Consider the following 23,265-nt stretch of genomic DNA (forward strand, 5'->3'; position numbering starts at 1 on the left):
CCGCACTCCAGCGAGCTCTGCCAGAGCAGGCGTTCCAACACGGGGGAGACGACAGAACGAAGCGGGTTGGGATGGCGCTGGTCCGTCAAGCCGCCAGGTCCCTGTCAGATTGTCGGCAGGGTGCTGCAGCATCAGTAGTGCTCGGCGAAGCTGCTACGATTCTCGGAGAGGCACGCGGGCGCCTGGCCTGACCTGATGCCCGCACACTGGACCGGAGGTCGGCATGCTCGCATGTGCGCTGCTCCTGCTCCGTGTCGTGACTGGCGGGCTGCTGGTTGGGCACGGCGCGCAGAAGCTGTTCGGATCGTTTGGCGGCTACGGGCTGACCGGAACGGGTGACTGGCTCGAATCGCTGGGGCTGAAGCCGGGGAAGGCCTGGGCGGCGCTGGCCGGCTGCGGCGAGCTTGGCGGCGGCCTGTTGACGATCCTGGGGCTTGGCGGCCCGCTCGGCCCGATCATGACCATCAGCGCCATGAAGATGGCGACCTTCAAGGCCCACTCGGGCAAGCCGATCTGGGTCAGCGCCGGCGGCGCTGAGCTGCCGGTGGTCAACATCGCCGTGGGCACGGCCCTGCTGATGACCGGCGCTGGCCGCTACTCCCTGGACAACCTGTTCGGGATCAAGGCGCCGCGCTGGCTCACGGCGCTCACGGTCGTCGGTTCGACGGTCACGCTGGTCGTCGGCCTGCTCATGGACCCTGAGCCGCCCGAGCAGACCGCCGAGGCGGCGTAGATGTTCGTCGTCGGCGTCTCGGATCACATCATGATCGCCCACAGCCTGCGCGGTGAGGCGTTCGGGCCGGCCCAGCGGCTGCACGGCGCCACCTACGAGGTGCGCGCGGAGATCTCCGCGCCGACCCTGGACGAGAATGGTATCGTCGCGGACATCGGGCTGCTGCGAACCGTTCTGCGGGAGACCCTGGCCCCGCTCGACCTCCAGAACCTGGACGACTTGCCGCGGTTCGCCGGCGAGAACACCACCACCGAGTTCCTCTGCCACTGGGTCCACACGGCGCTGACCCGGCGGCTCGGCGCGCGCCCGGAGGCCGGGCTGCGCGTTACCCTGGTCGAGTCCCCGAACGCCTGGGCCGCCTACGAGGCCCCGATGCTGCTGAAGGAGGCCTGATGGCGGCCTGGCTGGTCAAGAGCGAGCCGAGTGAGTACAGCTTTGCGGACCTCGAACGCGAGGGGCCGGTCGAGTGGGACGGGGTGAAGAACCCGACGGCCCAGATCAACCTCCGCGGCATGCAGGCGGGCGACACCTGCGTCATCTACCACTCGATGTCCGAGAAGGCGGCGGTCGGCATCGCGAGAGTCGTCCGCGCGCCGTACCCCGACCCGACTGACCCGGCCGGCAAGCGCGTCTGGGTTGACCTGCAGGCCGAGCGGCGGCTGGCGCGCCCGGTCACACTCAAGCAGCTCAAGGCCGAGCCAGATTTCGCCGACAGCCCGCTGGTCAGGATCTCGCGGCTGTCGGTCAGCCCGCTGACGGACGTGCAACTGGCGATCATCGAGCGGCTGGGCGGGTAGCAGCGCGCTATCATGCCTCCACGCATTTGGAGGCTCGTGATGGGTACGTACAAGCAAGACGTGGTGGCCTCGCGGGCCGTCGTCGCCTCGAATCACCCGTTGGCGTCGTCGGCTGGCGTCGAGATCCTGCTGCGCGGCGGCAACGCCGTCGACGCCTCAGTGGCCACCCTCTTCGCGCTCTCCGTCGTCGAGCCGATGATGGTCTCACCCTTTGGGGCCGGCTTCTTCATGATCCGCGATGGCCGCAGCGGCGAGGTCGTGTTCCTCGACAACTACGGCGTCGTGCCGTTCTCGGCCACGCCCGACATGTACGACCCGATCCCCGGCGACCTCGACTACCACACCACCGACGACTCGAACTTCGTGGGGCACCGTTCGGTGGCCGCGCCCGGCAACCTGATGGCCTGGGCGCAGGCCGTCGAGCGGTTCGGACGGCTGCCGCTGGCCCAGACCATCGAGCCAGCCGTCCGGTTCGCGGCGGCCGGCTTCACCGCCAGCCAGTATCTCGTCAACAGCATCCGGCTGTCCCAGGCCGATCTGGCGAAGTTCCCGGCCTCGGCGGAGGTCTTCCTGCCCGGCGGCAGGGCGCCGACCATCGGGCAGCGCATCGTGCGGACAGACTACGCCCGCACCCTGCAGCAGATCGCCGACGAGGGCTGGCAGACGATGTACACGGGCAACCTCGCCCGGACCATCGTGGCCGACATGGAGGCGAACAACGGCCTGATCACCATGGAGGATCTGGCCGCCTACCGCGTGGTTGACCGCGCGCCCGTGCGTGGCGACTATCGCGGGTACGAGATCGTCTCGACGGCCCCGCCGTCATCGGGCGGCACGCACATCGTCCAGTTGCTCAACCTGCTGGAGGGCTTCAACGTCGGGAAGGGCGACCTGGCGTTCGGGACGCCCGGCTACGCGCACCTGCTGGCCGAGGGGCTGAAGATCACCTTCGCCGACCGCCGCCGCTACATGGCCGATCCCGACCGCGTGCCGGTCCCCGTGGCCGAGCTGACCTCGAAGGCGTACGCCGAGCGCCGGCGGGCCGGCCTGGACCTGAGCCGCGCCCAGGATCACGCGGCCGGCGAGTTCGAGACGGCCGCTGCGATGGTCGGCGCGGGGCACCGTGGCCCGGACGCCCCCAACACGACGCACTGCACCGTCATCGACGACGAGGGGACCATCGTCAGCGCCACGCAGACGCTCCAGGTGCTGTTCGGCTCGCGGGTGACGGTGCCGGGCACAGGCATGCTGCTCTCGAACCACATGAGCCTGATGGACCCGACGCCCGGCAACGCCAACTCCATCGAGCCGGGCAAGCGGATCCTGTCCAGTATGTCGCCGTCCATCGTGCTGAAGGGCGGGCAGCCGTTCATGGCCCTCGGGACGCCCGGCGGCAAGAAGATCTTCGGCGCCGTCGCCCAGGGCATCCTGAACGTCATCGATCACGGCATGACGCTGCAGGAGGCGTTCGAAGCGCCGCGCCTCTGGACCGAGGGCGCGCAGTTGGAGATCGAGGGCGGCTTCGAGAATCTCGACGCGCTCAAGGCCGACCTGACGGCGCGCGGGCACACCGTCACCGTGGTCGAGAAAGTCGCCGGCGGCATGAACGGCGTCCAGGTGGACGCGCAGGGCCGCCTGCACGGCGCGGCCTGCTGGCGGGCGGACGGCGTGCCGATCGGCATCAGCGGCGGCCCCGCGAAGCCGCTGGAGAGTATGGGCGTCCCCACCTGACGCGCGAGGTTCTGGGTTCTGGGTTGTGGGTTCTGGGTTCTGGGTTCTGGGTTTCGGGAGGCTGGTCTTGGATCTTGCGTTGATCGTCGCGGCGGCTGGCCTGGGGCTGGCGTACAGCGCCGCGCCCGGAGCGGTGAATACGGAGGCATTGCGGCGCGGGCTGGAGCGGGGCTTTCGCCCGGTGTTGCTGGTGCAGGTTGGCGCGTTGCTCGGCGATATCGCCTGGGCGGTCGTCGCACTGGTGGGCATCGGCCTGTTCTTGCAGGATCGCTCCGTTCAGGTGATCCTCGGGGTGGCCGGCGCCTGTTTCCTGCTTCGGCTGGCCTGGAGCGCCCTGCAACAGTCCTGGCGAGGCGGTCTCCCTGGAGCGCACGGCCAGGTTGGGCGCGGCGACTTCGTGACGGGGCTAGTCTTCTCGGTCGCCAATCCGTTCGGGTTGGCCTTCTGGTCCGGCGTCGGCGGGGGGATGGCCCTGACGGGTGACGCCGAGCCGAGCCTGACGGCGGGCCTGACCTTCCTGGGCGCGTTCATGCTCGGCGCTGGGGCATGGTGCCTGCTGGCCTCACTGGCCGTCGGCTGCGGCCGCCGCCTTGTCGGCCCGGGCGTCGTGCGCTGGATCGGCGCCCTCTCCGGTCTGGCGCTCGGGTACTTCGGGCTGCGTCTACTCTGGGAGACGCTCGTCACCGTGTTGGAGCGGCCGGGCACGGCAGCAGGATGGTTGCGGCGCACCGTTGCGTTTGCGGTCAGCCTCCGCGAGACGCGGCGGCTCGTCGTGTAGACCACCCGTGCCGTCGTCAGGGCCTTGACGCGGATGCACCCGTACACGCAGAGACGCGGCCCGCGGCCATGGCCGCGGGCCGCGTCTGTTGCTGTCGCCGTCAGTCGCTACGGGAAGCCGAACGTGAAGCTCGAGTTTTCCTCGTCGGGAGCGGTCCCGTTGAAGCGGTACGCATCGAGCGGGGTGCTCGGGTCGTAGTTCTGCGCCTCGACCATGATGCCTCGCAGGCTCGACGCCTCTGCGATGAAGATGCCAACCCCGCCAAGGATGATGAGCAGCGCCGTCAAGAGCGCCAGAATCAGTGTTTGCGTCTGTCGGAACATCCCTGAGCCTCTACCTGTGCACGCGCCGTCTCTGCAGGTGGCCGCCGTCATCGTGAGGGCTGCATGGCCACGGGCGCGACTGCGTCTTCTCTCTGTACTACGTTCCTTGTAACAGGAAGGACGCACCAGGGATTCCCGCGGGGACCGAACTGTCTCCAGATGGACACGCTCAGGGCGGGCGAAACGGCAGGCGACGAAGCTGCCGGCGGCGTTACCGCCGAGCGCCCGCCGTCGACGCGGTCTCAGGCGGACCGATCCGGTACGCGCGGTAGCTCGGGCTGTCCTTGCCGTTCGCACGCTTGCCGTCGAGCGGCTCCAGGCGCAGCGTGTCGTCCAGGCGGTCCGCCGTCGAACGGTGCAGGATCGCCAGCCGCCCGGGCAGGCTCGTGGCGGCCGTCGCGGGGTCCAGTTGCTCGGCCGGCACGTCCCCCAGCGCCAGCAGGAACGTGAAGCTCGACGACGCCTTGCCGCCGCCCGTGCTCTTGACCGTGACGAGCTGTGGATCGAGCAGGACCGCCTCGTCTCCCACGCGGGCCGCCTCGACCTGCCGCACCGTGCGGAAGTAGAGCGCGTTGCTGAAGCCGTCCTCCTGGCTCTCCTCGTAGAAGGTGTCCAGCAGCGAGAGCGGGTGCACCGCCAGCATCGCCACGCCGCCACCTATCGCCAGCAGGACGACCGCCTGTGCCAGCCGCGTGACGACCCCCTCCGTCGGCGCGGTTCGTGCGATGGCGCGGGCCGCGGCCGCCACCGCCAGCCCGAGTGCCACGAACAGCACCGGCACCAGCGGCATCAGGTAGCGGCCGTCCAGCATCGGGCGGTACTTGCCGCTGAAGGCCGGCGGCAGCGCGACGGCCAGCAGGACGCCGCCCACCAGCCACCAGGATCGCTGCCTGATCGCCACGCCCAGGCCAGCCAGCACCAGACCCGCCGTCAACGCGATCCACGGGTCGGCCAGGTAGGCGATGGTCTGGTGGCGGTCTTCCAGCGCGCCGCTCACCAGGCGCACCGTCGAGATGCCGAGCTGCTCCAGGTTATTCACGTAGACGCCGTGGTCTGCCGCTTCGCCAGCGTCCTGATCGGCGTCGAGGTAGCGCTTCTGCTTGCTCTCGACATCGGCGATCACCTCGAAGCGGCTGGTGACGTGGTAGTACAGCAGGCTGCTGTACCCGACCAGTACCAGGGCCACGGCCATGACCGGCCAGCGGGTCCGGAGCCATGCCGGCCGCATCAGCAGCGCGCCGAGCGCCGCGCCAACCAGCAACGGAGCAGCGGTCGGGTGGGTCTGGAGCGCCAGCCCCGAGAGCAGCCCGCCAGCCGCCAGCAGCCGCCCACCCCGGGCCAGCCCATCGAGCGTCAGCCCATCGAGCGTCAGCCCATCCCGCCCGGAGACGCGCACCGCCCGCGCCACCAGCCAGAGCGCCGTGGTCGAGACCAGCGGCGTCAGCGAGTGCGACAGCGCGACGTGGCTGGTGATCACCGTGTGCGCGCCAGAGGTCGCCAGGAACCCGGCTGCCGCCAGCCCGGCGAGCCGCCCACCGACCTCGCGGCCTAGCAGGTAGGTCGGCACGATGGTCAGCGTGCCCAACGCCCAGACCAGGATCTGCGTCGCCTCCAGGCTCGGCCCAAAGACCTTGTAGACCAGCGCCAGCAGCCAGAGGAACGGTCCGCCCAGGTACGGCGCGGAGTCCGCGAAGTAGAACGCCCGCCCCTGCGCCATGTCGAGCGCCATCATGATGGTGTCGCCGACGGACGGGAACTGCGGCGAGAGCAGCAGGTGCGGCCAGCGGACCGAGCCTGCCAGCCCCGCCAGCATGCCGATCAGCAGCACGTCGGCCCAGACGCCGACAGCAGTCAGGCCAGCTACCCGCCCGAGCAGCCGTTCCAGAGGAGACGTCGCCAGCGCCGGGCGTGCCGTCACCGAGCGTGCGGGAGAGATCGCCATGCCGATGTACTCCAGGCGTCCTGAGTCTCGACCCGGCAGTGCTCTCGACAGTGCGAGCATCACTGGATCGGACGCGACGGCTCAGCCGGTGCTGACGGGGGTGGGCATGACGAGCCGCAAGCTGCCGTCTGTCGATGACGGTGCAGGAGTAGAACGGACGAGCAGCGACAGCCGCAAGACTTTCGCGACGAAATGGCCGTCCCGGCGCCGCGCAAACAGGATGAGTTCGCGTGCTTCTTACCAGCATCACCGCCGCGCCACTCGAAGGGGCTTGACGAAACACGGCCAACATGAACGGACGATGAAGGATCAAGGTGTCAATCTGCCGACATTTCGGCCAACCTGACCCTGGCAGCCTCGATGTTGGGGGGAAAGCGTCGCATGCGCGTGGTGATGCGGCCGCCGGTGTGCTGTCGTTGCGCGACAGTGCTACTATCGGGCTGCGCGCACTGCCGCCCGCATCAGTTGCACTCTGGCGTGGTTGGCGCGGCGGTGTTGCCGGCACCTCACTGGGGAGTAGCCCGGATGGCGACACCGACGTCGAACCCGCCCACAGACGCGCAGGCCGCGCGTGTCGGTGTTGCTCCTGAACCGGCCCCCACCGCGACCAATGGCCATGCGACGGGTGCACCGACGGCCAGTCCGCCTCCCGCGGCCGGCGCTGCGTCCGCCCGGCCAGCCGGCCCGGCTGTCGCGCCGACCCTGCACGGACGCGGTGGCCCGGAGATCGAGTCGGCAGCCGCCTTCCGCGCGAAGACCCGCGCCCGCCGCAAGCGCTTCCTGCTCCTGCTCCCGATCCTGGCCATCGCGCTCTGCGCCGTCGTCGTGTTTGGCTACCGCTACTGGTACCAGCACACCTACTTCGTCTGGACCGAGAACGCTTCGGTGACCGGCGATCTGGTGCAGGTCGGCTCGCTCAACGCCGGGCGCATCGTGGCGACTCGCGTGGACGTCGGGCGGCCGGTCCAGGCGGGTCAAGAGATCGCCGTCGTGGCGATGCCCCAGGATGTCGGAAGCGGTGGCATGGGCGCGGCTCCGCGCCTGGGGATCACTGGCTCGACTGACACGCTGGTGCCCGTCTACTCGCCGCTGACAGGCGTCGTGGCGGCGCGGACCGGGTTCGTGGGCGGGACGGTCACCGCCGGCCAGCCGATCTACTCGCTGGTGGATCCGCGCCAGGTCTGGATTCGCGCCAACATCGAGGAGGCGATGGCCTGGCGGGTGGAGGTCGGGCAGGTCGCCGAGATCCACGTGGACGCCCTCAACCGCGACTTCATCGGGCAGGTGGACGCGATCACGCCGGCCAGCGCGGCCACGTTCTCGCTGCTCCCCACGAACAACGCCTCTGGCAACTTCACCAAGGTCACCCAGTACGTGCCGGTCAAGATCGTGGTGGACACGCGCGGCGTGATGCTGCCGCTGGGCACGTCCGTCGAGGTCACGATCCGCGTCCGCGAGCCCCGCAGCGAGTATCCGCTGCCCTGGGAGCCGTAATCCCGTGGGGCGTCACACGCCTGACCTTCTGGTCGGGTCGGGGGTTGAAACCCCCGCCTACCGTGCACCGTCGCGCTGCGACGGGGCGGGTGGGCGACGTGTGGCTCGATGTACTGAAGGCGTCGCGAAGCGACAGCATGATGGTAGGCGAGGGTTTCAACCCCCGACGCTCTGCCCTGGCGTCAGGCCACGCTGATGGCGACCGTCGCGCAGCCGCTCGGCGGGCCGCCTCTGCTCGGTGCGCGGGGCCGCGTCGCCCACCTGACCAGCGTCGTTCCGTACCACTGGCAGGTGCTGCTGGTCATCTCGGTCGGCGCGTTCATGGTGATCCTCGACACCACCATCGTGAACGTGGCGCTGCCGCGCATCATCACTGTCTTCCAGACCAACATCAGCACCGGGCAGCTGGTGCTGGCAGGCTACCTGCTGGCGCTTGCCGTGGTCGTCCCGACCTCCGGCTACCTCTCGGACCGCTTCGGCGCGAAGCAGACCTACCTGATGACGATCATCCTCTTCACGCTCGGCTCGGCGCTGTGCGGCCTCTCGCCGAACGTCGAGGGGCTGATCATCTTTCGGGTGATCCAGGGCCTCGGTGGCGGCATGCTGATGCCGCTCGGGATGAGCCTGCTGTTCCAGGTGGCCCCGCCAGAACAGCGCGGCCGGATGATGGGCATCTTCGGGCTGCCGCTGCTGGTGGCTCCGATGATCGGGCCGACGCTCGGCGGCTACCTCGTCGAGTACGTGGACTGGCGGCCGATCTTCACCCTCAACGTGCCGTTCGGCATCCTGGCCACGGTCATGGGCGCCGTGATCCTGCGGGAGACGCCGAAGCGGCCGGGTGCGCGCTTTGACTGGGCCGGCTTCGTCCTCTCGGCGCTCTCGTTCTCCACGGCGATGCTGGCCCTGGAGCAAGCGCCCCACGAGGGCTGGGATGCCCCGCACGTCATGGTGCTGTTGCTGGTGGCCGCCGTCTCGTTCCCCTGCTGGATCGTGGTCGAGCTGGCGCAGGAGCAGCCCCTGCTCGACCTGACCATTCTCCGCCACCGGACCTACGCCGTGGCGATGCTGGTCAACTTCGTGGCGACCACGGCGATGTTCTCGTCGATGTTCCTGCTGCCGCTCTTTCTCCAGGGCGTGCGCGGCCTCGGCGCGATGGAGGCCGGCATGCTGCTGCTGCCGCAGGCCATCGCCGCCTCGCTGATGATGCAGGTGTCCGGGCGGCTGCTCGACCGTTTCGGCCCGAAGCCGGTGGTGATCCCGGGGCTCTGTCTCCTGGCCTACGCCACCTGGCGACTCAGCAGCCTGGATCTCTACACGCCCGACAACACCATCCGGCTGACGCTGCTCCTGCGCGGCCTGGCGATGGGCATGGTCATGATGCCGGTCACGGCGGTCTCGATGGATGCCATCCCGCGCCACCTGATCCCACGGGCCACGGCCCTCCAGAACGTGCTGCGGCAGTTGTACGCGGCCTTTGGTACGGGCATGTTCGCCACGGTGCTGACGTTCCGCGAGACGTACCACACCGCCAACCTGATGCAGGACGTGACGCCTGCCAACCTGGCGGCTGTCCGCATCCTGACCACCGCCCAGGCGATGCTGATGGAGCGCGGTATGTCGGAGCCGGCGGCGTACGTCAACGCGCTCAATACGGTGATGAAGCAAGTCGTCCAGATGTCGAAGGTGATGAGCTTCAACGACTGCTTCACCATCGCGACGTACATCGCGCTCCTGGGCGTCATCCCGGCCCTGTTCCTGAAGCGGGAGCACAAGCCAGCCGCCGGCGCACCCGCCCGCCACGCGCCCGCCGAGGAGTAGCGGGTCACGCCCGCGCAGCCGCGCGCAGCGTCAGGTCCAGCATGATCCTGGTCCCGAGCAGCAGGTTCTCCACCGCCAGCCGCTCATCCAGGCCGTGGAACCCCTTGCGATCCTCGGCGGTCAGCATCGTCGGGACCAGCCCGTAGGCCGGGACGCCCTTCTCGCGGAAGAAGCGGGCATCCGTCCCGCCCACGCAGATGGTCGGGACCGGCAGGCTGCGCGGCATGTGCGCCTTGCAGGCCGCCTCCAGCGCCGTGAACAGGCCGCCATCGGTCGGTGCGAAGGCGACGTCGGCGTCCGGCCACTCCACGTCGAAGGTGATGCCAGGGTCGTTCACCAGTTGTTCCAGGTTGGAGACGAACGCCCGGGCGTCGGTGTCTGGCAGCAGGCGGCAGTCGAAGCTCATCTCCGCCTTCTCGGGGATGATGTTGATCTTGTAGCCGGCCTCTACCAGCGTCAGCGCGATGGTGTCGTGGAGCAGCGGCCGGGTGGCCCGGTGCGAGGCCATCTCCTGACGCGCCGCGTCCCCGCCCAGTCGGCGGATCAGCTCGGCAACGGGTGGGCACTCGCGGTCCTCCGTCCCGACGGTCAGCACCCGGTCCACCGCCCGCACCAGCCGATGCGTGGCCGAGTCATCCCAGGGCTGCGAGCCGTGCCCTGGCTCGGCCCGCGCGATCATGGTGACGCGGCAGATCTTCTTCTCGCCCACGGCGATGCCGTAGACGTCGCCGGCGCTGTAGAACCCACGCTGGCCGCCGCCGCCCTCGTCCAGCACGAACGCCGGGTCCATATCCGCGAAGTGGTTGTCCACCATGAACTTCGCGCCGAGCGTGCTGCCGATCTCCTCGTCGCAGGTCGCCAGCATGACGACATCGCGGTCCAGCTCGACGCCGTGCCGCTTCAGGAGCAGCATCGTCAGCAGCACCATGACGCCCATGCCCTTGTCGTCCAGGCTGCCGCGCCCGTAGACGTACCCGTTCGCCACCTCGCCGGAGTACGGGTCAAACGTCCAGTCCGAGGCGACGGCCGGCACCACGTCCATGTGGTGGCTGAGCACCAGGGCCTTGCCGGATGGGTTGGCGGCCTGCAGCCGGGCCAGCAGGTTGACCTTGTTCGGGTCCGGCGTGGTGTAGATCCTGGCCTCGATGCCCTCGGTGGCGAGGTGATCGGCCAGGAGCCGGGCGGTCTCCACCGTCCGGCCGACCGGGTGCGAGCTGTCGAGCTTGACGTACGCGGAGAGGATGCTTGTCGCCTCGTTCTGGATGGCGCTCCAGTCGATGCGCTCGAGCAGGGCATGCGGCGTGGGTGCTGGGGCTGACGGCTGACTGCTCACGGAAGGTGCTCCAGGTGGGCTGGCCGCGTGGGTGCGACCACCCAGGATCGCCGGAACCGGTCAGGGCGCATGCCGTGAAGGCACTGGCAAGGGCAGTGGCATGATGCGCTCACCTGCACTGACACGTCTGGCCAGGATGATACTGCGCCGCCCTTGACCATCTGATCTGATTATCCTATCCTTCGCCTGAGTATTAGGACGGACTAATACATTGCTTACGCACTCACTACGGCGAGTGCCGCTTCCGCGCCCCGGAGGGTCTCCTATGGTCCATCGTCCCCTGGCGTTCCTCTTTGCCAGCCTGCTGGGTGCGTCCACCGTGCTGGCGGCCTGTGCTCCGCAGGCGCCGCGGCCCGGCCCGGCCCCGACGGCCGCGCCCAGCAAGCCTGCCGCCCAGCCGACGACCGCTGCAAAGCCGGCCGAGGCCGCGAAGCCAGCGGCAGCCGAAGCCGCGAAGCCAGCCGCCGCGAAGCCAGCCGCCGCGAAGCCAGCGGCCACCGCGCCCATCGCCGATAAGCGCGCCCAGAAGCTCACCGTTGCCATTCCGGCAGACACCGGCCCGCTCAACATCTACAGCAGTGACAGCAAGTTTGACTGGATGGTCGAGCTGGTCTTCGACAAGCTGCTCTCGCCGTCCCCGTACGCCGAGAAGCCGCTGCCCGCCCTCGCCGAGAGCGCCACGCAGATCGACCAGAGCACCTGGGTGGTGAAGGTCCGCGATGGCGTCACCTGGCACGACGGCAAGCCGTTCACCGCCGAGGACGTGGTCTTCACCTACACCTCGTTCCGCGATGGCTCGCCGAACCGCCACACCCACCACGTCAACGACGTGCCGAAGATCGACCGGATTGTTGCTGAGGATGCGCGGACGGTCCGCTTTGACTGCGGCTACCCGTGTCCATCCCTCGGCACCGTGACCTTCGCCGATCTGCCGATCCTCCCAAAGCACATCTGGGAGAAGGTTGACAAGCCGCAGACGTTCCAGGATCTCCCCATCGGTACGGGGCCGTACAAGCTCGTGGAGCTGCGCCCGGACCAGCAGTATCGCTTCGTTGCCAACGAGTCGTACTTCCTGGGCAAGCCGCTCGTGGACGAGCTGGTGATGCCGATCATCAAGGATCCGACCACCACCTTCACGGCGCTTCGGACGGGCGAGATCGACGTGGCCGCGCGCGACGTGCCGCCGGAGCTGCTGGCTGAGCTGGGGCGGCTGCCGGGCGTCGCGCTGGCCCAGACAACGCCGCTCTCCCTGGTTGAGCTGCGCGTCAACTACGAGCGCCCGCCCTTCGACAAGCCCGAGTTCCGCCGCGCCTTCTCGCAGTTCATTGACCGCAAGGCCATCGTAGACACCGTGCTGCTTGGGCACGGCGAGCCGGGGCTGAAGGGGTACACCCACCCGAACTCACCCTGGACCCGGCCGGGCGAGGCCACTCCGTTTGACCGCGATGGTGCGAAGAAGCTGCTGGACGACCTCCAGTTCACCGACCGCAACGGCGACGGCGTCCGGGAGACGCCTGATGGACAGGCGCTCGAATTCGGGCTGATCGTGCCCTCGAACGAGCCGGTCTGGATGCGCGTCGCCGAGCTGATCTCGAAGCAGGCCACCGAGGTTGGCATCACCCTGACGGTGCAGCCTCTTGACGCGGGCACCGTTCGGCGGATCGGCTCCACGCGCCAGTTCGACGTGTATGTCAGCGAGATCGGCCCGCACGGCGTGGCGGACCCGGACCAGTTCATCATGTCGCACCGCTCGGGCTATCTCTGGAAGGCGGGCCTGCCGTACCCCGCGTTCGACGCCCTCTGGGAGGAGTGGAAGAGCACCGCCAGCATCGACGCCCGCAAGCAGGTCTCCTTCAAGATGCAGGAGCTGCACAACAAGCAGCCGGTCAGCGTGCCGCTCTACTACCCGCAGACGACCACGGCGTACCGGACGGCCAACTTCGATCAGTGGCAGGAGTCCCGTGGGTACGGCATCGTCCACAAGTGGTCGCTGCTGCCAGCCGCCGCCCGCAACGGGGCGGTCGTGACGCCGTAGTCGTCAGGCTGCCGCGCGCCGCCGAGCCGCATGTTCGGCGGCGCCCTGCTCTGCTGCCCCCCGAAACCGCCGTCTGCGCCTGCCACAAAGGACCGCTGCTGATGACCTGTTACCAGCGCATGCACGAGGTGCTGCTCGGCGTCTCCAGCCCGGGCGCGCCGCTCGACTGGGACGCCATCCTCTGGGATTGGATGGACGTCACCGATGTCCACGACCGCGACCACATGTTGGGGCGCATGGGCGTGGACCCCATCGACATCTACGAGCTGCCGGCCGCCGATCTCTCGCGGTTCTCGGGTTTGATCGTCTCGGGGCGCGTCGATCAGGAGCTGCTGTACCGGCACCGCGACCGGCTGCGCCGTTTCCTCGACGAGGGCAAGGTGATCGTCTACAGCGGCCAGATGTTCCGCCCCTGGCTGCCTGGGGCCGGGCAGGCTGAGCTGGTGAGCCTGGCGGCTCTGGGCGGCCTCAAGGCCGTCACCTTCGCGCCGCACCCGATCTTCGGTGCGCTGACGCCGGCTGACTTCGGCTCGCCGTTTATTCAGGGCGTGCATCCGCTCCCGGCCGGCGCGGAGCCCCTGATCGGCCTCGCAGATGGACGGGCCGTGGCCTACGTCGACCGTGTCAGCAGCGGCGGCACCATCGTGGTGCACACCGGCATCAACTTCATGAACTTCATCGTCCAGGATACCGCCGTGCGTGACGTCATCCCGCGGCTTGTCGCCTGGATCAACGCCGAGGCTGAGGCCCGTGCGGTGGCCGGGGTCGGCGCGTGAGCGAGTCGGGTGCTGTTCGCAAGCGGCTCGGGCTGCTCTACGGCGGGACGTTTCCAGAGCGCCGCGTCCTCGACGATCCGCGCTTCGCGCCCTGGTTCTCGCAGACGATCTACCTGCCAGACCTCGACGCCGCCGCCCTGGCCGATCTCGACGGGTTGTACGTCCCGGAGGGCACGAACCATCGGCGCCTGCAGGCGGCGTCGGCGCCGGTGTCGGGCTTCCTGGAGCGCGGCGGGACGGTGCTCGTCTTTGGTGACCATCCGGTCTCCTGGATACCGAACATCCGCTGGGAGTTTCGCCCGGCCCTGGCCGATCCGCGGCTCAAAGCTGGCGGGCCAGACCTGGGGTATCACGAGGCCGTTCCCCTCATCGATCAGATCTGGCACCACCACGGGATTCTGCGCGCACCGGCCGGCGCGCAGACGCTGTTGGCGACGGAGGATGGCGCCGACGTGCTGTATCTGGATCGGGTCAGCACCAGGGGGACGATCCTGGCGACGACGCTCGATCCGCTGCGCCACACCGGCGAGACCCTCCAGCCGCTCGCGACGCGCTACCTGGAGCGGTTCCTCCCGTGGGTCGTCAACGTGCTGCTGTAACCAGCCCCGTCGGACACGACAGTCACTGGTGTGCATTCGCTCAGACGTACTGTGAATCGGGTGATGGCTCATGCTCCGTGAAGGTGGCGCCAGGCTGGTGCAGTACGCACTGGTGCTCTGGATCGCCCTGACCCTCAACTTTGCTCTGCCGCGCCTGGCCCCGGGCGATCCGCTGGATTACCTGTTCGGCCAGGAGGTCAATACGCTCACCGAGGCGCAGAAGCAGCAGGTGCTGCGTGAGCTTCGGCTCGACCGTCCGGTCCTCGAACAGTACGTCGGCTATTTCACCGGCATCGTGCAGGGCGACTTCGGCCGCTCGGTGCGGTACCGCGCGCCGGTCGCCGAGGTGTTGGCGGATCGTGTCCGCTGGACGCTCCTGCTGATCGTCCCCGCTCTGATCCTGAAAGCGGTGATCGGGACCGTCCTCGGCGCCGTGGCGGCATGGCGGCGCGGCTCCGGGCAGGATCTCGGGCTGCTGACGGCGATGCTTTCCCTGGACTCGATGCCGGCCTTCTGGACCGGGATGATCCTGATCTCGGTGTTTGCCGTGCAGTTGGGCTGGCTGCCCTCCTTCGGCGCGATGCCGCTGGGCGCGAGCAGTGACCCGGCGACGCTCGCGCTGGAGATCGGGCGACGGCTGATCTTGCCGGTCACCACCATCACCCTGGCGACGGTCGGCGCCGTCTTCCTGCTGGCCCGCGCCTCGATGCTGACCACGCTCGGCGAAGATTACGTGATGATGGCGCAGGCGAAGGGCTTGCCCGAGCGCACCGTCCTGCTGCGACACGTCCTGCGGAATGCGCTGCTGCCCGTCTATACCAGCCTGACGCTCAGCCTGGGCGTGCTGGCGAGTGGGGCTGTCGTCGTCGAGACCGTGTTCTCGTACCCGGGGCTCGGGCGCGTGATCTACGAGGGCGTTCTTGCACGGGACTATCCGCTGCTGCAGGGGGCCTTCCTGCTGGTGACCGTTGGCGTCGTCGCCGCCAACCTGCTTGCCGATCTGACGTACCCGCTGCTCGACCCACGGGTGAGACACGCCGGAGCCGCCTGATGAGAACTGCGACCGATACGCTGGCTGTTGAAGAGCCATCCGGCGACAGGCCTGGCGGCTGGCTCTCGCGGGTGGGCGTCACGGGATCCCCCGGCGACACCGTGGGCGTCGTGGGGGTCGGCCTGCTGCTGCTCGTTGCGCTGCCGGCCATCCTGGCGCCGCTGATCGCCCCATACAACCCAGCGACGCAAGTCGTCGCCCCGTTCTCGCCACCGACCTGGGGGCATCCGCTCGGCGGCAACGACATCGGCCAGGATCTCCTGAGCGAGCTGATCTACGGGGCGCGGGTCTCGCTCCTGATCGGCGTGTTGGCGGCGGTCATCGCGACGGTGGTCGGGACGGCTGTCGGGCTGGTGGCCGGCTTCTTCCGGGGCCTGACTGATGCCGCCCTGATGCGCTTCGTGGACGTGCTGTTGGCCCTGCCGTTCCTGCCGCTGATGATCGTGCTCGGCGTCTATGTCGGCCCCGGGCTGGTCACGGAGATCGCCGTCATCGGGGCGGTGATCTGGGCCAGGACCGCCCGCGAGATTCGCTCGCAGGTGCTCTCGCTGCGCGAGCGCAGCTTCGTCATGGCTGCCCGCTCGATGGGCGCTTCGAACGGCTATCTGCTCGTGCGACACCTCGCGCCGGCCGTCGCGCCACTGGTGATCCCGCAGCTGGTGCGCGCCGCGAACGTCGCGATTCTGCTCGAAGCCTCGCTCAGCTTCCTGGGCCTTGGCGATCCGGCCGCCAAGAGCTGGGGCACCATGCTCTACTACGCGAACGCCCGCGGCGCGTTCCTGATGGATGCCTGGCTCTGGTGGGTCGTGCCACCGGGCCTCTGCATCGGAGCGGTCGTGCTCGGGTTTGCGTTCGTCGGGTACGCCCTGGAAGAGCGGGTGCGTCCGCGCCTGCAGACGGTGCAGAACCGTGGCGCGATCGCACCACCGGTCGTCGATACCGAGTCTTCGGAGGCCGAGACCACGTGGCCGGACGTTCCGCTGGTGGTCGACGGGCTGACCGTGGAGTACGCGACTGCCGTCGGGACGGTTCGGGCCGTTGACGACGTGAGCCTGACGATTCGGCCCGGCGAAGCGCTGGGGATCGTCGGCGAATCTGGGAGCGGCAAGACCACGCTGGTGACCACCGTGCTCGGGCTGCTGCGCCCGCCGGCCCGAATTGCCACCGGGCGGGTGCTCCTGGCGGGGGAGGATCTGGCCAGGGCGCGGCCGTCCGACCTGCAGCGACTCCGTGGCAAGGCCGTGGCGCTGGTGCCGCAGAGCGCCATGAACGCGCTCAACCCGGTCATCACCATCGGCGATCAAGTTGCCGAGGCGATTGCCGTGCATCAGGCGCTGCCGCGCCCCACGCTGCGTGCGCGCGTCTCGGAGCTGCTGGCGCTGGTCGGCATCCCGGCGTCGCGGGCAGGGGCGTACCCGCACGAGCTGAGCGGCGGGATGCGGCAGCGGGTCGTGATCGCGATGGCGCTGGCGAACGATCCGGCCCTGATCGTCGCGGATGAGCCGACGACGGGCCTCGACGTGCTGGTGCAGGCCGAGATTCTGACTCTGCTGGCCGATCTCCGGAGACGGCTCGGCCTGTCGATCCTGTTCATCTCGCACGATCTTCCAGTCGTCCTGCGCGTCGTGGATCGGCTGGCGGTGATGTACCAGGGTGAGATCGTGGAGCAGGGCGATGCGCGGGAGATCGTGGCCCACCCGACCAATCCGTACACCCGCCGCCTGCTGGTGTCGGTGCCGCGCCTGCACGACGCTCACGGGGCGGAAGGAGCCGTCTCATGACGGTTGAGGCGCAGCCTGTCCTGCACCTGCTGGACGTGCGGAAGTCGTTTCGGGGGCGGGGCTGGCGCGCTTCCTCCCATGTGGTGCTGGACGGCGTGAGCTTCCGTGTCGAGCCAGGTGAGGCCGTCGGGCTGGTCGGTGGGAGCGGTGCCGGCAAGAGCACTATCGCCCGCCTGGTGGCCGGGCTGGAGCCGGCCGACAGCGGCGAGATCCTTTTCGAGGGAACGGCCATCGCTGGCCTGCGCGGCGATGCGCTACGGGCGATGCGGCGGCGGCTGCATCTGGTCTTTCAGGATCCGTACGACGCCCTGCCGCCGACCATGCACATCCGCGACGTGGTGGCCGAGCCGCTGACGATCCACGGCATCGGCACACCTGCCGAACGGTTGGTGCGCGTCTGCGAGGCGCTCGACGCGGTGTCGCTGACGCCGGCCGACCGGTTCCTGAACCGCTTCCCCCATCAGTTGTCCGGAGGGGAGCGGCAGCGTGTGGCGCTGGCGCGGGCCGTGATTCTGCATCCGCGCCTGATCGTCGCCGACGAGCCGACGACCATGCTGGATGTCTCGCTCCGCCTGGAGCTGCTTGCGCTGATGACCCGCCTCGGCCGCGAGCAGGGCATCAGCTACCTCTACATCACCCATGACCTCGCCCTGGCGCGGGCGTTTTGCGACCGTCTGCTGATCCTCGACCAGGGTCAGATCGTCGAGGCCGGACCGTCCGGCCAGATTATCGAACAGCCCGAGCACCCCTACACCCAGCGGCTGGTGGGGGCCGCCGTCTCCCTGCCCGACGAGGCCTGGCGGCCGACGTGAAGACGCGGCCGACGTTCAGACAAGGTGCGTGCATGTCCGGAATCGCGCTGCTCCACCCCTCCCGAAGCTACACCCATGCACAGGTGTCAGACTCGGACCTCCGCGACGCCATCGTCGCCCACGACATCTACGATCTGCCCGCGCTCGACCTCAGCGCCTACGGCGGCCTGATCGTCTCCAGCGGCTGTGACCAGGAGTTTCTGCTGCTGCACCGCGACCGGGTGCGCGCCTTCCTCGACGCCGGCAAGGTGCTGGCGTTCAGCGGCCACCTGTTCCGCCCCTGGCTGCCGGGCGCCGGTATGTTCCATCCGAAGACGATCCGCTCGTACCACGACTACGTGGTGTCGCTGGTCGCTGACCACCCGGTGTTCGAGGGTGTCCGCGCCGAGGATCTGACGTTCCGTAAGGGGGTGGCTGGCTTCTTTGCACGCGGTCACCACGAGCCGCCGGCCGGCGCGGAGATCATCGCGATGCTGCCCGGCGGCGAGCCCATCGTCTACGTGGATCGCGTCTCCACGCGTGGGGTCATCCTGGTGCACGCTGGCAACGATCTGCTGGCATCGGTGGACCGCGACTCGACCGCTGGACGGATCGCAGGGCAGTTGTTGCGCTGGATGCTCGCCGAGGCCGACGCCCTTACGCGCGTGGAGGTGCCCGCATGAGCGGCCAGCCCGACCAGCCTGGGACGGTTCAGCCGAGCACGCCGATGGTGGCGACGGCGCCCGACGCGACCGCGCGGAAAGCACCGGCGATGCGTCGTCCGAAGCGGCTCGCGGCGGTCTACGGCGGCACCCCGTTCCAGAACCGCACGCTCAACGAGCCGAAGTACCGCAAGCACATCGACGAGATCATCTACCTGCTCGATCTGCCGACCGTCGACCTGTCCCAGTACGACGCGGTCATCATCCCCGACCGCATGCACCCCGACCGGCTGATGGCAGGCCAGGAGGGGATTCTGCAGTACCTGGATCAGGGCGGCACGGTGATCGCCTTCGGCGAGCAGCCGACGCCACTCCTGCCCGGTGTGGACTGGGAGTACCGCCCCACCAACTTCTGGTGGTGGCTGGAGCCGAACGCCAGGAGCGGGCTGGTACTGAAGAAGCCAGAGCACAGCCTGTTCAACTACCTCACGCTGGCCGACTGCACCTGGCATCAGCACGGCGTGTTCACCCCGCCCGTGGGGGCCGAGACACTCGTTGCGATGGAAGACGGCGGCGTCGTGATGTACATGGACGAGGTCAGCACGCCCGGCCGGCTGCTCGTGACCTGCCTCGACCCGATTGCCCACTACGGCTCGTACTTTATGCCGGCCACCGAGCGTTTCCTGGATGGATTCCTGCCCTGGGTGAGCGCGGAGCTGCTCGGCAAGCGCCAGTAGGCGCGAGACGCGGGCGTCGGCGTCCGGGCTGCACGGTCCGGACGCCGACGCACGCCGCGCCACGCCGGTCAGCGGGCGGCCCGAAGCTGGCTCGGGGAGCTGACGGCGATCTGCGGGCGCTGCTGGAACAGCTCGACCGGCCCCGTCACGCACAGGCTCCTGCCCTGCCAGCTCTCGGGCGGCGGCTGGAACTGCCGCCGGTCCGTGCCCCAGATCACGGCGGTGAAGACGTGGTTCGGATAGGGGGCGTCGTTGAGGAACGTCGGCTGGCCGCGCGTGTTCGGCTGGTACGACGCGGCCACGCGCGGGATCGCGATGGTTGCCTGCTTCCCCGCGAGTTGCCCGGCCCGCGTGGCCAGGACCGCGCCCGGCCCGCACAGCGCCACGGCCTCCTGGTCTGTCGCGTTGGCCTCCGCCACTGCGACGGCCGAGGTCGCCACGCCGAGGATGTCCGGCTGCGCGTTGGCACGGGCGTCCGTGCTGACGGCCGGCGAGGCGACGGCCCCCGGCAGCCCGGCCACCGAGGTCGCGATGACCGCCACCGGGCTGGCTGCTGTGGCCGCGCCGTTGGCCGCCGGCGACGGTCTGGTCGTCGGCCTGGCGGCTGCCGCGACAACGGTTGGCGGCGCGGCCGGCTTCGCCGGAGCGGACGTCGGTCTGGCGGCAGCCGCGCCGTTCGGCTTCTCGGGGGAGGACGCTGTCGAGCGGGGAGCGGCCGTCGCAGCGGTCGCCGTGGGGGCTGGCGCGATGGCCGCCGGTGGCTGCGATTGCACGACCGGCCAGCAGCCTACCAGCACCGCGACCCCCGCCACCACGAGCCCTAAAAGCACAAGTGTTCTATTCACGAGGGCATGGTACTACGGCTACCCTCCCTCGGCAGGGAGCACTGAATCACGATGCCGTACCAGCAGCCGATCCGTTGCGCCGCGTTGGCGGTGAGCCGCATACCTGTCAACCACCGTGGTGACTGGGTCTTCGTCGCCCTCACGGATGCGGCCGGCCGCGTGGGGTATGGCGAGGCGTCCCACAGCGGCGACGATGCCGCCACCATCGCCCTGCTGACGGGGCCGCTCCAGCAGCACGTGCTCGGCGTCGTCTGGGACGACCCCGCGGCAGCCTGGGCGGTGCTGGATCAGGCGGCTCCCGCTGGCACGCCGCGCCGGGTGGCGGCCACCGCTGCCAGTGCCGTCGAGCAGGCGTTGTGGGATCTCCGCGCCCAGGTGGAGGGCGTGCCGCTTCCCCACCTGCTCGGCGCGCGTCCCGATCAGCGGACGGTGCCGCTCTACGCCAACATCAACCGCGCCACCGTGGAGCGGATGCCGGCTGGCTTCGCGGCCAACGCCGCGCGGGCCGTCCGCGAGGGGTTTCGCGCCATCAAGCTCGCGCCGTTCGACGAGGTCGTGTACGGCTCGCTGCCCGGTGAGCGCCGCCGCCTCGCCGAGCCTGGGCTGGCGCGCGTCGCGGCCGTTCGTGAGGCCGTCGGGCCAGAGATCCGGGTGCAGGTGGACTGCCACTGGCGCTTCGACGTGGCGAGCGCCCTGGAGGTAGCCTCGGAGCTGGCGGCGCTCAACGTCGGCTGGCTCGAAGACCCCGTCCCGTACGAGGATGGCCCCGAGGACACGCTGGCCGTCAGGCTGAGAGCGCCGCTGCCGGTGGCCACCGGCGAGCGACTCATCAGCGCGGCGGCCTTCGAGCCGTTCCTCGCAGCCGGCGCGGCGGAGTTCTACCTGCCGGATGTGAAGCACATCGGCGGTATCGGCGAGTTATTGAAACTGGCCGCTGCCAGCAAGGATCGGGGCGTCTGGATCACGCCGCACAACCCGAGCGGGCCGATCAGCACCCTGGCGAGCGCGTCGGCCCTGGCGAGCGTGCCGCACGCCGCGCCGCTGGAGTTCGCGTGGGGCGAGGCCGACTGGCGGCCCACCGTCCTCGATCCTGCCGAGCGCATCGAGGGCGGCGCACTGGTGCTGCCGTTGGGCCGCCCGGGCCTCGGCGCGGCTCTGGCCCCCCAATTCACGAGTTCCGGAATAGCCTGATGCTGGCGTGCCTCGGCGTTGCGCTAATAGTGCGAAGGGACGCGGAGGAAGTCGATGCGCTCGGTCCAGTCCGCGTGACATTCCTGGTCCCAGAACAGCTCAAGTGCGCGAACGAGGCGACCGAAATTGTTGGTGTGGGTCAGATCCCGCCGAACAAGGATGACGCCGGCATGGGCCTGCCCAAGTGCCCCCATCTCCCTGACGATCGCCGGAATAGTGTTCACGTCACTGGAGACAAGCGTGAGTCTGTCCTCGGCCGCGGCGAGGAGTACCACATCATCAGGCATGCCAGAAAGCTGGCCGCCGCGCCATTGCTGTACCGTGGTGATGCTGATCTCCGGACGCCGCCGTGCCAGCGTATCAGCGATGACGTGCGAGATGTGCTCGTCGAGAAGCAGGCGCAGCATCAAGGCGTCAGCGGATCAGCATCGTCCTGCACGACGATGGTCGTCAACCGAATACTCGGCAGGACACGCTGCAAGTCCTCAAAGGTGACTGCGTCGTTCTCAGCAATCATTCGGTCGATCTCTTCAGGATAGGCTGCGTAGTAGTTGAGGGCCGCCTGAACCCGGTGCACCGGTAGTTGAAGGTGTTCAGCAGTCCTCGCAGGGTCGAGGTCATAGTCCTGGGCGGCCATGATGAGCTTCCAGAGCCGGATACTGCCCTTCAGGCAGGCGAGGCGCTGCCCCTGGAACTCGCGGAACTCGATGTCGGCGAACTCCTGCTGCCGCAGCCACTCCTCGATCGAGCGCGCGCCGGTCTCGCTCACCGAGCGGCCAGCCCGCCGGGCGACCTTCTTGAGGCGCTCGGCCGTCGCCTCAGGCAGACGCAGCGTCACCACTTTCGACATCCGCGGGCACCTCATACGTCCGGGTGATGCGGGTGTATACACCCGCATCAGAAGTATACCCGTGTCTCCACACACAGAGAGGCCGCCGGGCACATGCCCGGCGGCCTCTTCGATCTACCCTGATGGCTGGCGCCTGAAAGCTGATCGCTCCCAGTCCTACCGCATCCCGGCGGCCATCCGCAGGCGCGGCCGGCCGGCCACCCCGGCCTGCTCTTCCTTCCGGTAGAACGACGGCCCGATGGACGACAGCCCCAGCTGGTGCGCGGCAGCCACCATCTCGGTGCCGCCCACGAACAGCACGCCACCCGGCCGCAGCGCCCCGACGAGATGATCGTAGAGGGTTGCCTTGGCCTCGTCGGTGAAGTAGATCACCACGTTCCGGCAGAGGATCAGGTCGTAGCCCTGGGCCGGCGGCGCGGTCAGCAGGTTGTGGAGCTTGATGTCCACCAGCTGCCGCACATCTGACTTCACCGTGTAGGTGCCGTCTGGCATCTTGGTGAACGCCTTCTCCAGCCGGGCCGGCGCGACGTTCTTCAGCTCGGCCTGGACGTACTTGTTGGCGCGGCGAGCCCGGTCGACAATCGTCACGTCCACGTCGGTGGCCGTGATCTTGTGTGAGAGCGTCGGGGCCAGCTCCTTGAGGAGGATCGCCACGGAGTACGGCTCCGCACCGATGGAGCAGGCCGCGCTCCAGACCTTCAACGCTGTCCGCCCGGCCAGCAGCTCCGGCAGCACCTTGCTCTCCAGGTAGCGGAAGCGGTCCGGATCCCGGAAGAACTCGGTGACGTTGATGGTGAAGTAGTCGCGGAACTCCTGCAGCCGGGACTGATCGCGCTCCAGCAGCTTGGCGTACTCGGCAAAGCCGTTGACGCCGACACGTGCGACCAGTGCGTCAAGCCGCCGTCGCATCTGCCCCTGCCGGTAAGACGCCAGATCGACGCCGATCAGCCGCTGTACAGTCTTCTGGAATTGTGCATAGCCAAGGTCGTCGATCATCG

The 23,265-nt window shown here is 69.0% G+C and carries 23 protein-coding genes; 16 read left to right on the forward strand and 7 right to left on the reverse strand.

Features of this window, described 5'->3' with window-relative positions; translation table 11 throughout:
* The first annotated feature begins 223 nt into the window (after window positions 1-223).
* From IT306_02095 to IT306_02115, 5 genes are all read left to right on the forward strand, one after another.
* Window positions 224-733, forward strand: a complete 510-nt coding sequence (locus tag IT306_02095) for a DoxX family protein (GenBank protein MCC7367182.1) — start codon at window positions 224-226, stop codon at window positions 731-733.
* Window positions 734-1,126: a 6-carboxytetrahydropterin synthase gene (locus tag IT306_02100; protein ID MCC7367183.1), complete on the forward strand. Its 393-nt coding sequence runs from the start codon at window positions 734-736 to the stop codon at window positions 1,124-1,126. It abuts the gene before it with no gap.
* Complete coding sequence (locus tag IT306_02105) at window positions 1,126-1,530, forward strand: EVE domain-containing protein (GenBank protein MCC7367184.1); 405 nt, start codon at window positions 1,126-1,128, stop codon at window positions 1,528-1,530. The genes IT306_02100 and IT306_02105 overlap by 1 nt, the downstream gene beginning before the upstream one ends.
* A gap of 12 nt (window positions 1,531-1,542) precedes the next feature.
* Window positions 1,543-3,261: a gamma-glutamyltransferase gene (gene ggt / locus IT306_02110; protein MCC7367185.1), complete on the forward strand. Its 1,719-nt coding sequence runs from the start codon at window positions 1,543-1,545 to the stop codon at window positions 3,259-3,261.
* A 67-nt stretch (window positions 3,262-3,328) separates the two neighbouring features.
* Window positions 3,329-4,039, forward strand: coding sequence for a LysE family translocator (locus IT306_02115; GenBank protein ID MCC7367186.1), 711 nt, complete (start codon window positions 3,329-3,331; stop codon window positions 4,037-4,039).
* 107 nt (window positions 4,040-4,146) lie between these two features.
* Here the strand turns inward: IT306_02115 and IT306_02120 are convergent, their stop codons facing one another.
* Together IT306_02120 and IT306_02125 are read right to left on the reverse strand one after the other, a co-directional pair.
* A complete protein-coding gene (locus tag IT306_02120) occupies window positions 4,147-4,362 on the reverse strand; it encodes a hypothetical protein (GenBank protein MCC7367187.1) in 216 nt (71 codons plus the stop codon).
* A gap of 211 nt (window positions 4,363-4,573) precedes the next feature.
* On the reverse strand, window positions 4,574-6,304 hold the full coding sequence (locus tag IT306_02125; protein ID MCC7367188.1) for a hypothetical protein: 1,731 nt from the start codon (window positions 6,302-6,304) through the stop codon (window positions 4,574-4,576).
* A gap of 525 nt (window positions 6,305-6,829) precedes the next feature.
* Here IT306_02125 and IT306_02130 point away from each other — a divergent pair.
* On the forward strand, window positions 6,830-7,798 hold the full coding sequence (locus IT306_02130) for an HlyD family secretion protein (protein MCC7367189.1): 969 nt from the start codon (window positions 6,830-6,832) through the stop codon (window positions 7,796-7,798).
* 195 nt (window positions 7,799-7,993) lie between these two features.
* Window positions 7,994-9,616 (forward strand): DHA2 family efflux MFS transporter permease subunit, encoded by a 1,623-nt coding sequence (locus tag IT306_02135; GenBank protein MCC7367190.1) that lies wholly within the window; start codon window positions 7,994-7,996, stop codon window positions 9,614-9,616.
* A gap of 4 nt (window positions 9,617-9,620) precedes the next feature.
* Here the strand turns inward: IT306_02135 and IT306_02140 are convergent, their stop codons facing one another.
* Window positions 9,621-10,949, reverse strand: coding sequence for a M20/M25/M40 family metallo-hydrolase (locus tag IT306_02140; protein ID MCC7367191.1), 1,329 nt, complete (start codon window positions 10,947-10,949; stop codon window positions 9,621-9,623).
* Window positions 10,950-11,214: 265 nt separating this feature from the next.
* On the opposite strand from IT306_02140, the gene IT306_02145 reads away from it, so the two are divergent.
* The 8 genes from IT306_02145 to IT306_02180 all read left to right on the forward strand — a co-directional run bounded on the left by IT306_02145 (window position 11,215) and on the right by IT306_02180 (window position 19,381).
* Window positions 11,215-12,984, forward strand: coding sequence for an ABC transporter substrate-binding protein (locus tag IT306_02145; GenBank protein ID MCC7367192.1), 1,770 nt, complete (start codon window positions 11,215-11,217; stop codon window positions 12,982-12,984).
* A 101-nt stretch (window positions 12,985-13,085) separates the two neighbouring features.
* Complete coding sequence (locus IT306_02150) at window positions 13,086-13,760, forward strand: hypothetical protein (GenBank protein ID MCC7367193.1); 675 nt, start codon at window positions 13,086-13,088, stop codon at window positions 13,758-13,760.
* A complete protein-coding gene (locus IT306_02155; protein MCC7367194.1) occupies window positions 13,757-14,359 on the forward strand; it encodes a hypothetical protein in 603 nt (200 codons plus the stop codon). The genes IT306_02150 and IT306_02155 overlap by 4 nt, the downstream gene beginning before the upstream one ends.
* A gap of 70 nt (window positions 14,360-14,429) precedes the next feature.
* The gene (locus IT306_02160) at window positions 14,430-15,410 is read left to right on the forward strand and encodes an ABC transporter permease (GenBank protein ID MCC7367195.1); all 981 of its coding nucleotides are present in this window, start codon (window positions 14,430-14,432) and stop codon (window positions 15,408-15,410) included.
* Window positions 15,410-17,191 (forward strand): dipeptide/oligopeptide/nickel ABC transporter permease/ATP-binding protein, encoded by a 1,782-nt coding sequence (locus tag IT306_02165; GenBank protein ID MCC7367196.1) that lies wholly within the window; start codon window positions 15,410-15,412, stop codon window positions 17,189-17,191. The genes IT306_02160 and IT306_02165 overlap by 1 nt, the downstream gene beginning before the upstream one ends.
* Window positions 17,188-18,003: an ABC transporter ATP-binding protein gene (locus tag IT306_02170; protein ID MCC7367197.1), complete on the forward strand. Its 816-nt coding sequence runs from the start codon at window positions 17,188-17,190 to the stop codon at window positions 18,001-18,003. The genes IT306_02165 and IT306_02170 overlap by 4 nt, the downstream gene beginning before the upstream one ends.
* 32 nt (window positions 18,004-18,035) lie before the next feature.
* Window positions 18,036-18,665 (forward strand): phosphate starvation-inducible protein PhoH, encoded by a 630-nt coding sequence (locus IT306_02175; GenBank protein ID MCC7367198.1) that lies wholly within the window; start codon window positions 18,036-18,038, stop codon window positions 18,663-18,665.
* Between the two features lie 89 nt (window positions 18,666-18,754).
* Complete coding sequence (locus IT306_02180; GenBank protein ID MCC7367199.1) at window positions 18,755-19,381, forward strand: hypothetical protein; 627 nt, start codon at window positions 18,755-18,757, stop codon at window positions 19,379-19,381.
* Window positions 19,382-19,449: 68 nt separating this feature from the next.
* Here the strand turns inward: IT306_02180 and IT306_02185 are convergent, their stop codons facing one another.
* The gene (locus IT306_02185; protein ID MCC7367200.1) at window positions 19,450-20,154 is read right to left on the reverse strand and encodes a hypothetical protein; all 705 of its coding nucleotides are present in this window, start codon (window positions 20,152-20,154) and stop codon (window positions 19,450-19,452) included.
* A 123-nt stretch (window positions 20,155-20,277) separates the two neighbouring features.
* Between IT306_02185 and IT306_02190 the strand changes: the two genes are divergently transcribed.
* Window positions 20,278-21,417, forward strand: coding sequence for a mandelate racemase/muconate lactonizing enzyme family protein (locus IT306_02190; GenBank protein MCC7367201.1), 1,140 nt, complete (start codon window positions 20,278-20,280; stop codon window positions 21,415-21,417).
* A 23-nt stretch (window positions 21,418-21,440) separates the two neighbouring features.
* Here IT306_02190 and IT306_02195 read toward each other — a convergent pair whose 3' ends face one another.
* The 3 genes from IT306_02195 to IT306_02205 all read right to left on the reverse strand — a co-directional run bounded on the left by IT306_02195 (window position 21,441) and on the right by IT306_02205 (window position 23,263).
* On the reverse strand, window positions 21,441-21,824 hold the full coding sequence (locus IT306_02195; protein MCC7367202.1) for a DUF5615 family PIN-like protein: 384 nt from the start codon (window positions 21,822-21,824) through the stop codon (window positions 21,441-21,443).
* Window positions 21,824-22,267, reverse strand: coding sequence for a ribbon-helix-helix protein, CopG family (locus IT306_02200; protein MCC7367203.1), 444 nt, complete (start codon window positions 22,265-22,267; stop codon window positions 21,824-21,826). Before IT306_02200 ends, IT306_02195 begins: the two co-directional genes overlap by 1 nt.
* A gap of 156 nt (window positions 22,268-22,423) precedes the next feature.
* Window positions 22,424-23,263, reverse strand: coding sequence for a protein-glutamate O-methyltransferase CheR (locus IT306_02205; protein MCC7367204.1), 840 nt, complete (start codon window positions 23,261-23,263; stop codon window positions 22,424-22,426).
* Window positions 23,264-23,265 lie beyond the last annotated feature (2 nt).

The organism is Chloroflexota bacterium (assembly GCA_020850535.1).
Classification (GTDB): domain Bacteria; phylum Chloroflexota; class UBA6077; order UBA6077; family JACCZL01; genus JADZEM01.

What these genes read in the sequence shown, in the direction of transcription:
- IT306_02095 (MCC7367182.1), top strand. Translation starts at nt 224, where the DNA reads ATGCTCGCATGTGCGCTGCTCCTGCTCCGTGTCGTGACTGGCGGGCTG.
- IT306_02190 (MCC7367201.1), top strand. Translation starts at nt 20,278, where the DNA reads ATGCCGTACCAGCAGCCGATCCGTTGCGCCGCGTTGGCGGTGAGCCGC.
- IT306_02205 (MCC7367204.1), bottom strand. Translation starts at nt 23,263, where the DNA reads ATGATCGACGACCTTGGCTATGCACAATTCCAGAAGACTGTACAGCGG.
- IT306_02120 (MCC7367187.1), bottom strand. Translation starts at nt 4,362, where the DNA reads ATGTTCCGACAGACGCAAACACTGATTCTGGCGCTCTTGACGGCGCTG.
- IT306_02180 (MCC7367199.1), top strand. Translation starts at nt 18,755, where the DNA reads ATGCGTCGTCCGAAGCGGCTCGCGGCGGTCTACGGCGGCACCCCGTTC.
- IT306_02170 (MCC7367197.1), top strand. Translation starts at nt 17,188, where the DNA reads ATGACGGTTGAGGCGCAGCCTGTCCTGCACCTGCTGGACGTGCGGAAG.
- ggt (MCC7367185.1), top strand. Translation starts at nt 1,543, where the DNA reads ATGCCTCCACGCATTTGGAGGCTCGTGATGGGTACGTACAAGCAAGAC.
- IT306_02175 (MCC7367198.1), top strand. Translation starts at nt 18,036, where the DNA reads ATGTCCGGAATCGCGCTGCTCCACCCCTCCCGAAGCTACACCCATGCA.
- IT306_02195 (MCC7367202.1), bottom strand. Translation starts at nt 21,824, where the DNA reads ATGCTGCGCCTGCTTCTCGACGAGCACATCTCGCACGTCATCGCTGAT.
- IT306_02130 (MCC7367189.1), top strand. Translation starts at nt 6,830, where the DNA reads ATGGCGACACCGACGTCGAACCCGCCCACAGACGCGCAGGCCGCGCGT.
- IT306_02135 (MCC7367190.1), top strand. Translation starts at nt 7,994, where the DNA reads ATGGCGACCGTCGCGCAGCCGCTCGGCGGGCCGCCTCTGCTCGGTGCG.
- IT306_02160 (MCC7367195.1), top strand. Translation starts at nt 14,430, where the DNA reads ATGCTCCGTGAAGGTGGCGCCAGGCTGGTGCAGTACGCACTGGTGCTC.
- IT306_02100 (MCC7367183.1), top strand. Translation starts at nt 734, where the DNA reads ATGTTCGTCGTCGGCGTCTCGGATCACATCATGATCGCCCACAGCCTG.
- IT306_02150 (MCC7367193.1), top strand. Translation starts at nt 13,086, where the DNA reads ATGACCTGTTACCAGCGCATGCACGAGGTGCTGCTCGGCGTCTCCAGC.
- IT306_02165 (MCC7367196.1), top strand. Translation starts at nt 15,410, where the DNA reads ATGAGAACTGCGACCGATACGCTGGCTGTTGAAGAGCCATCCGGCGAC.
- IT306_02105 (MCC7367184.1), top strand. Translation starts at nt 1,126, where the DNA reads ATGGCGGCCTGGCTGGTCAAGAGCGAGCCGAGTGAGTACAGCTTTGCG.
- IT306_02145 (MCC7367192.1), top strand. Translation starts at nt 11,215, where the DNA reads ATGGTCCATCGTCCCCTGGCGTTCCTCTTTGCCAGCCTGCTGGGTGCG.
- IT306_02200 (MCC7367203.1), bottom strand. Translation starts at nt 22,267, where the DNA reads ATGTCGAAAGTGGTGACGCTGCGTCTGCCTGAGGCGACGGCCGAGCGC.
- IT306_02125 (MCC7367188.1), bottom strand. Translation starts at nt 6,304, where the DNA reads ATGGCGATCTCTCCCGCACGCTCGGTGACGGCACGCCCGGCGCTGGCG.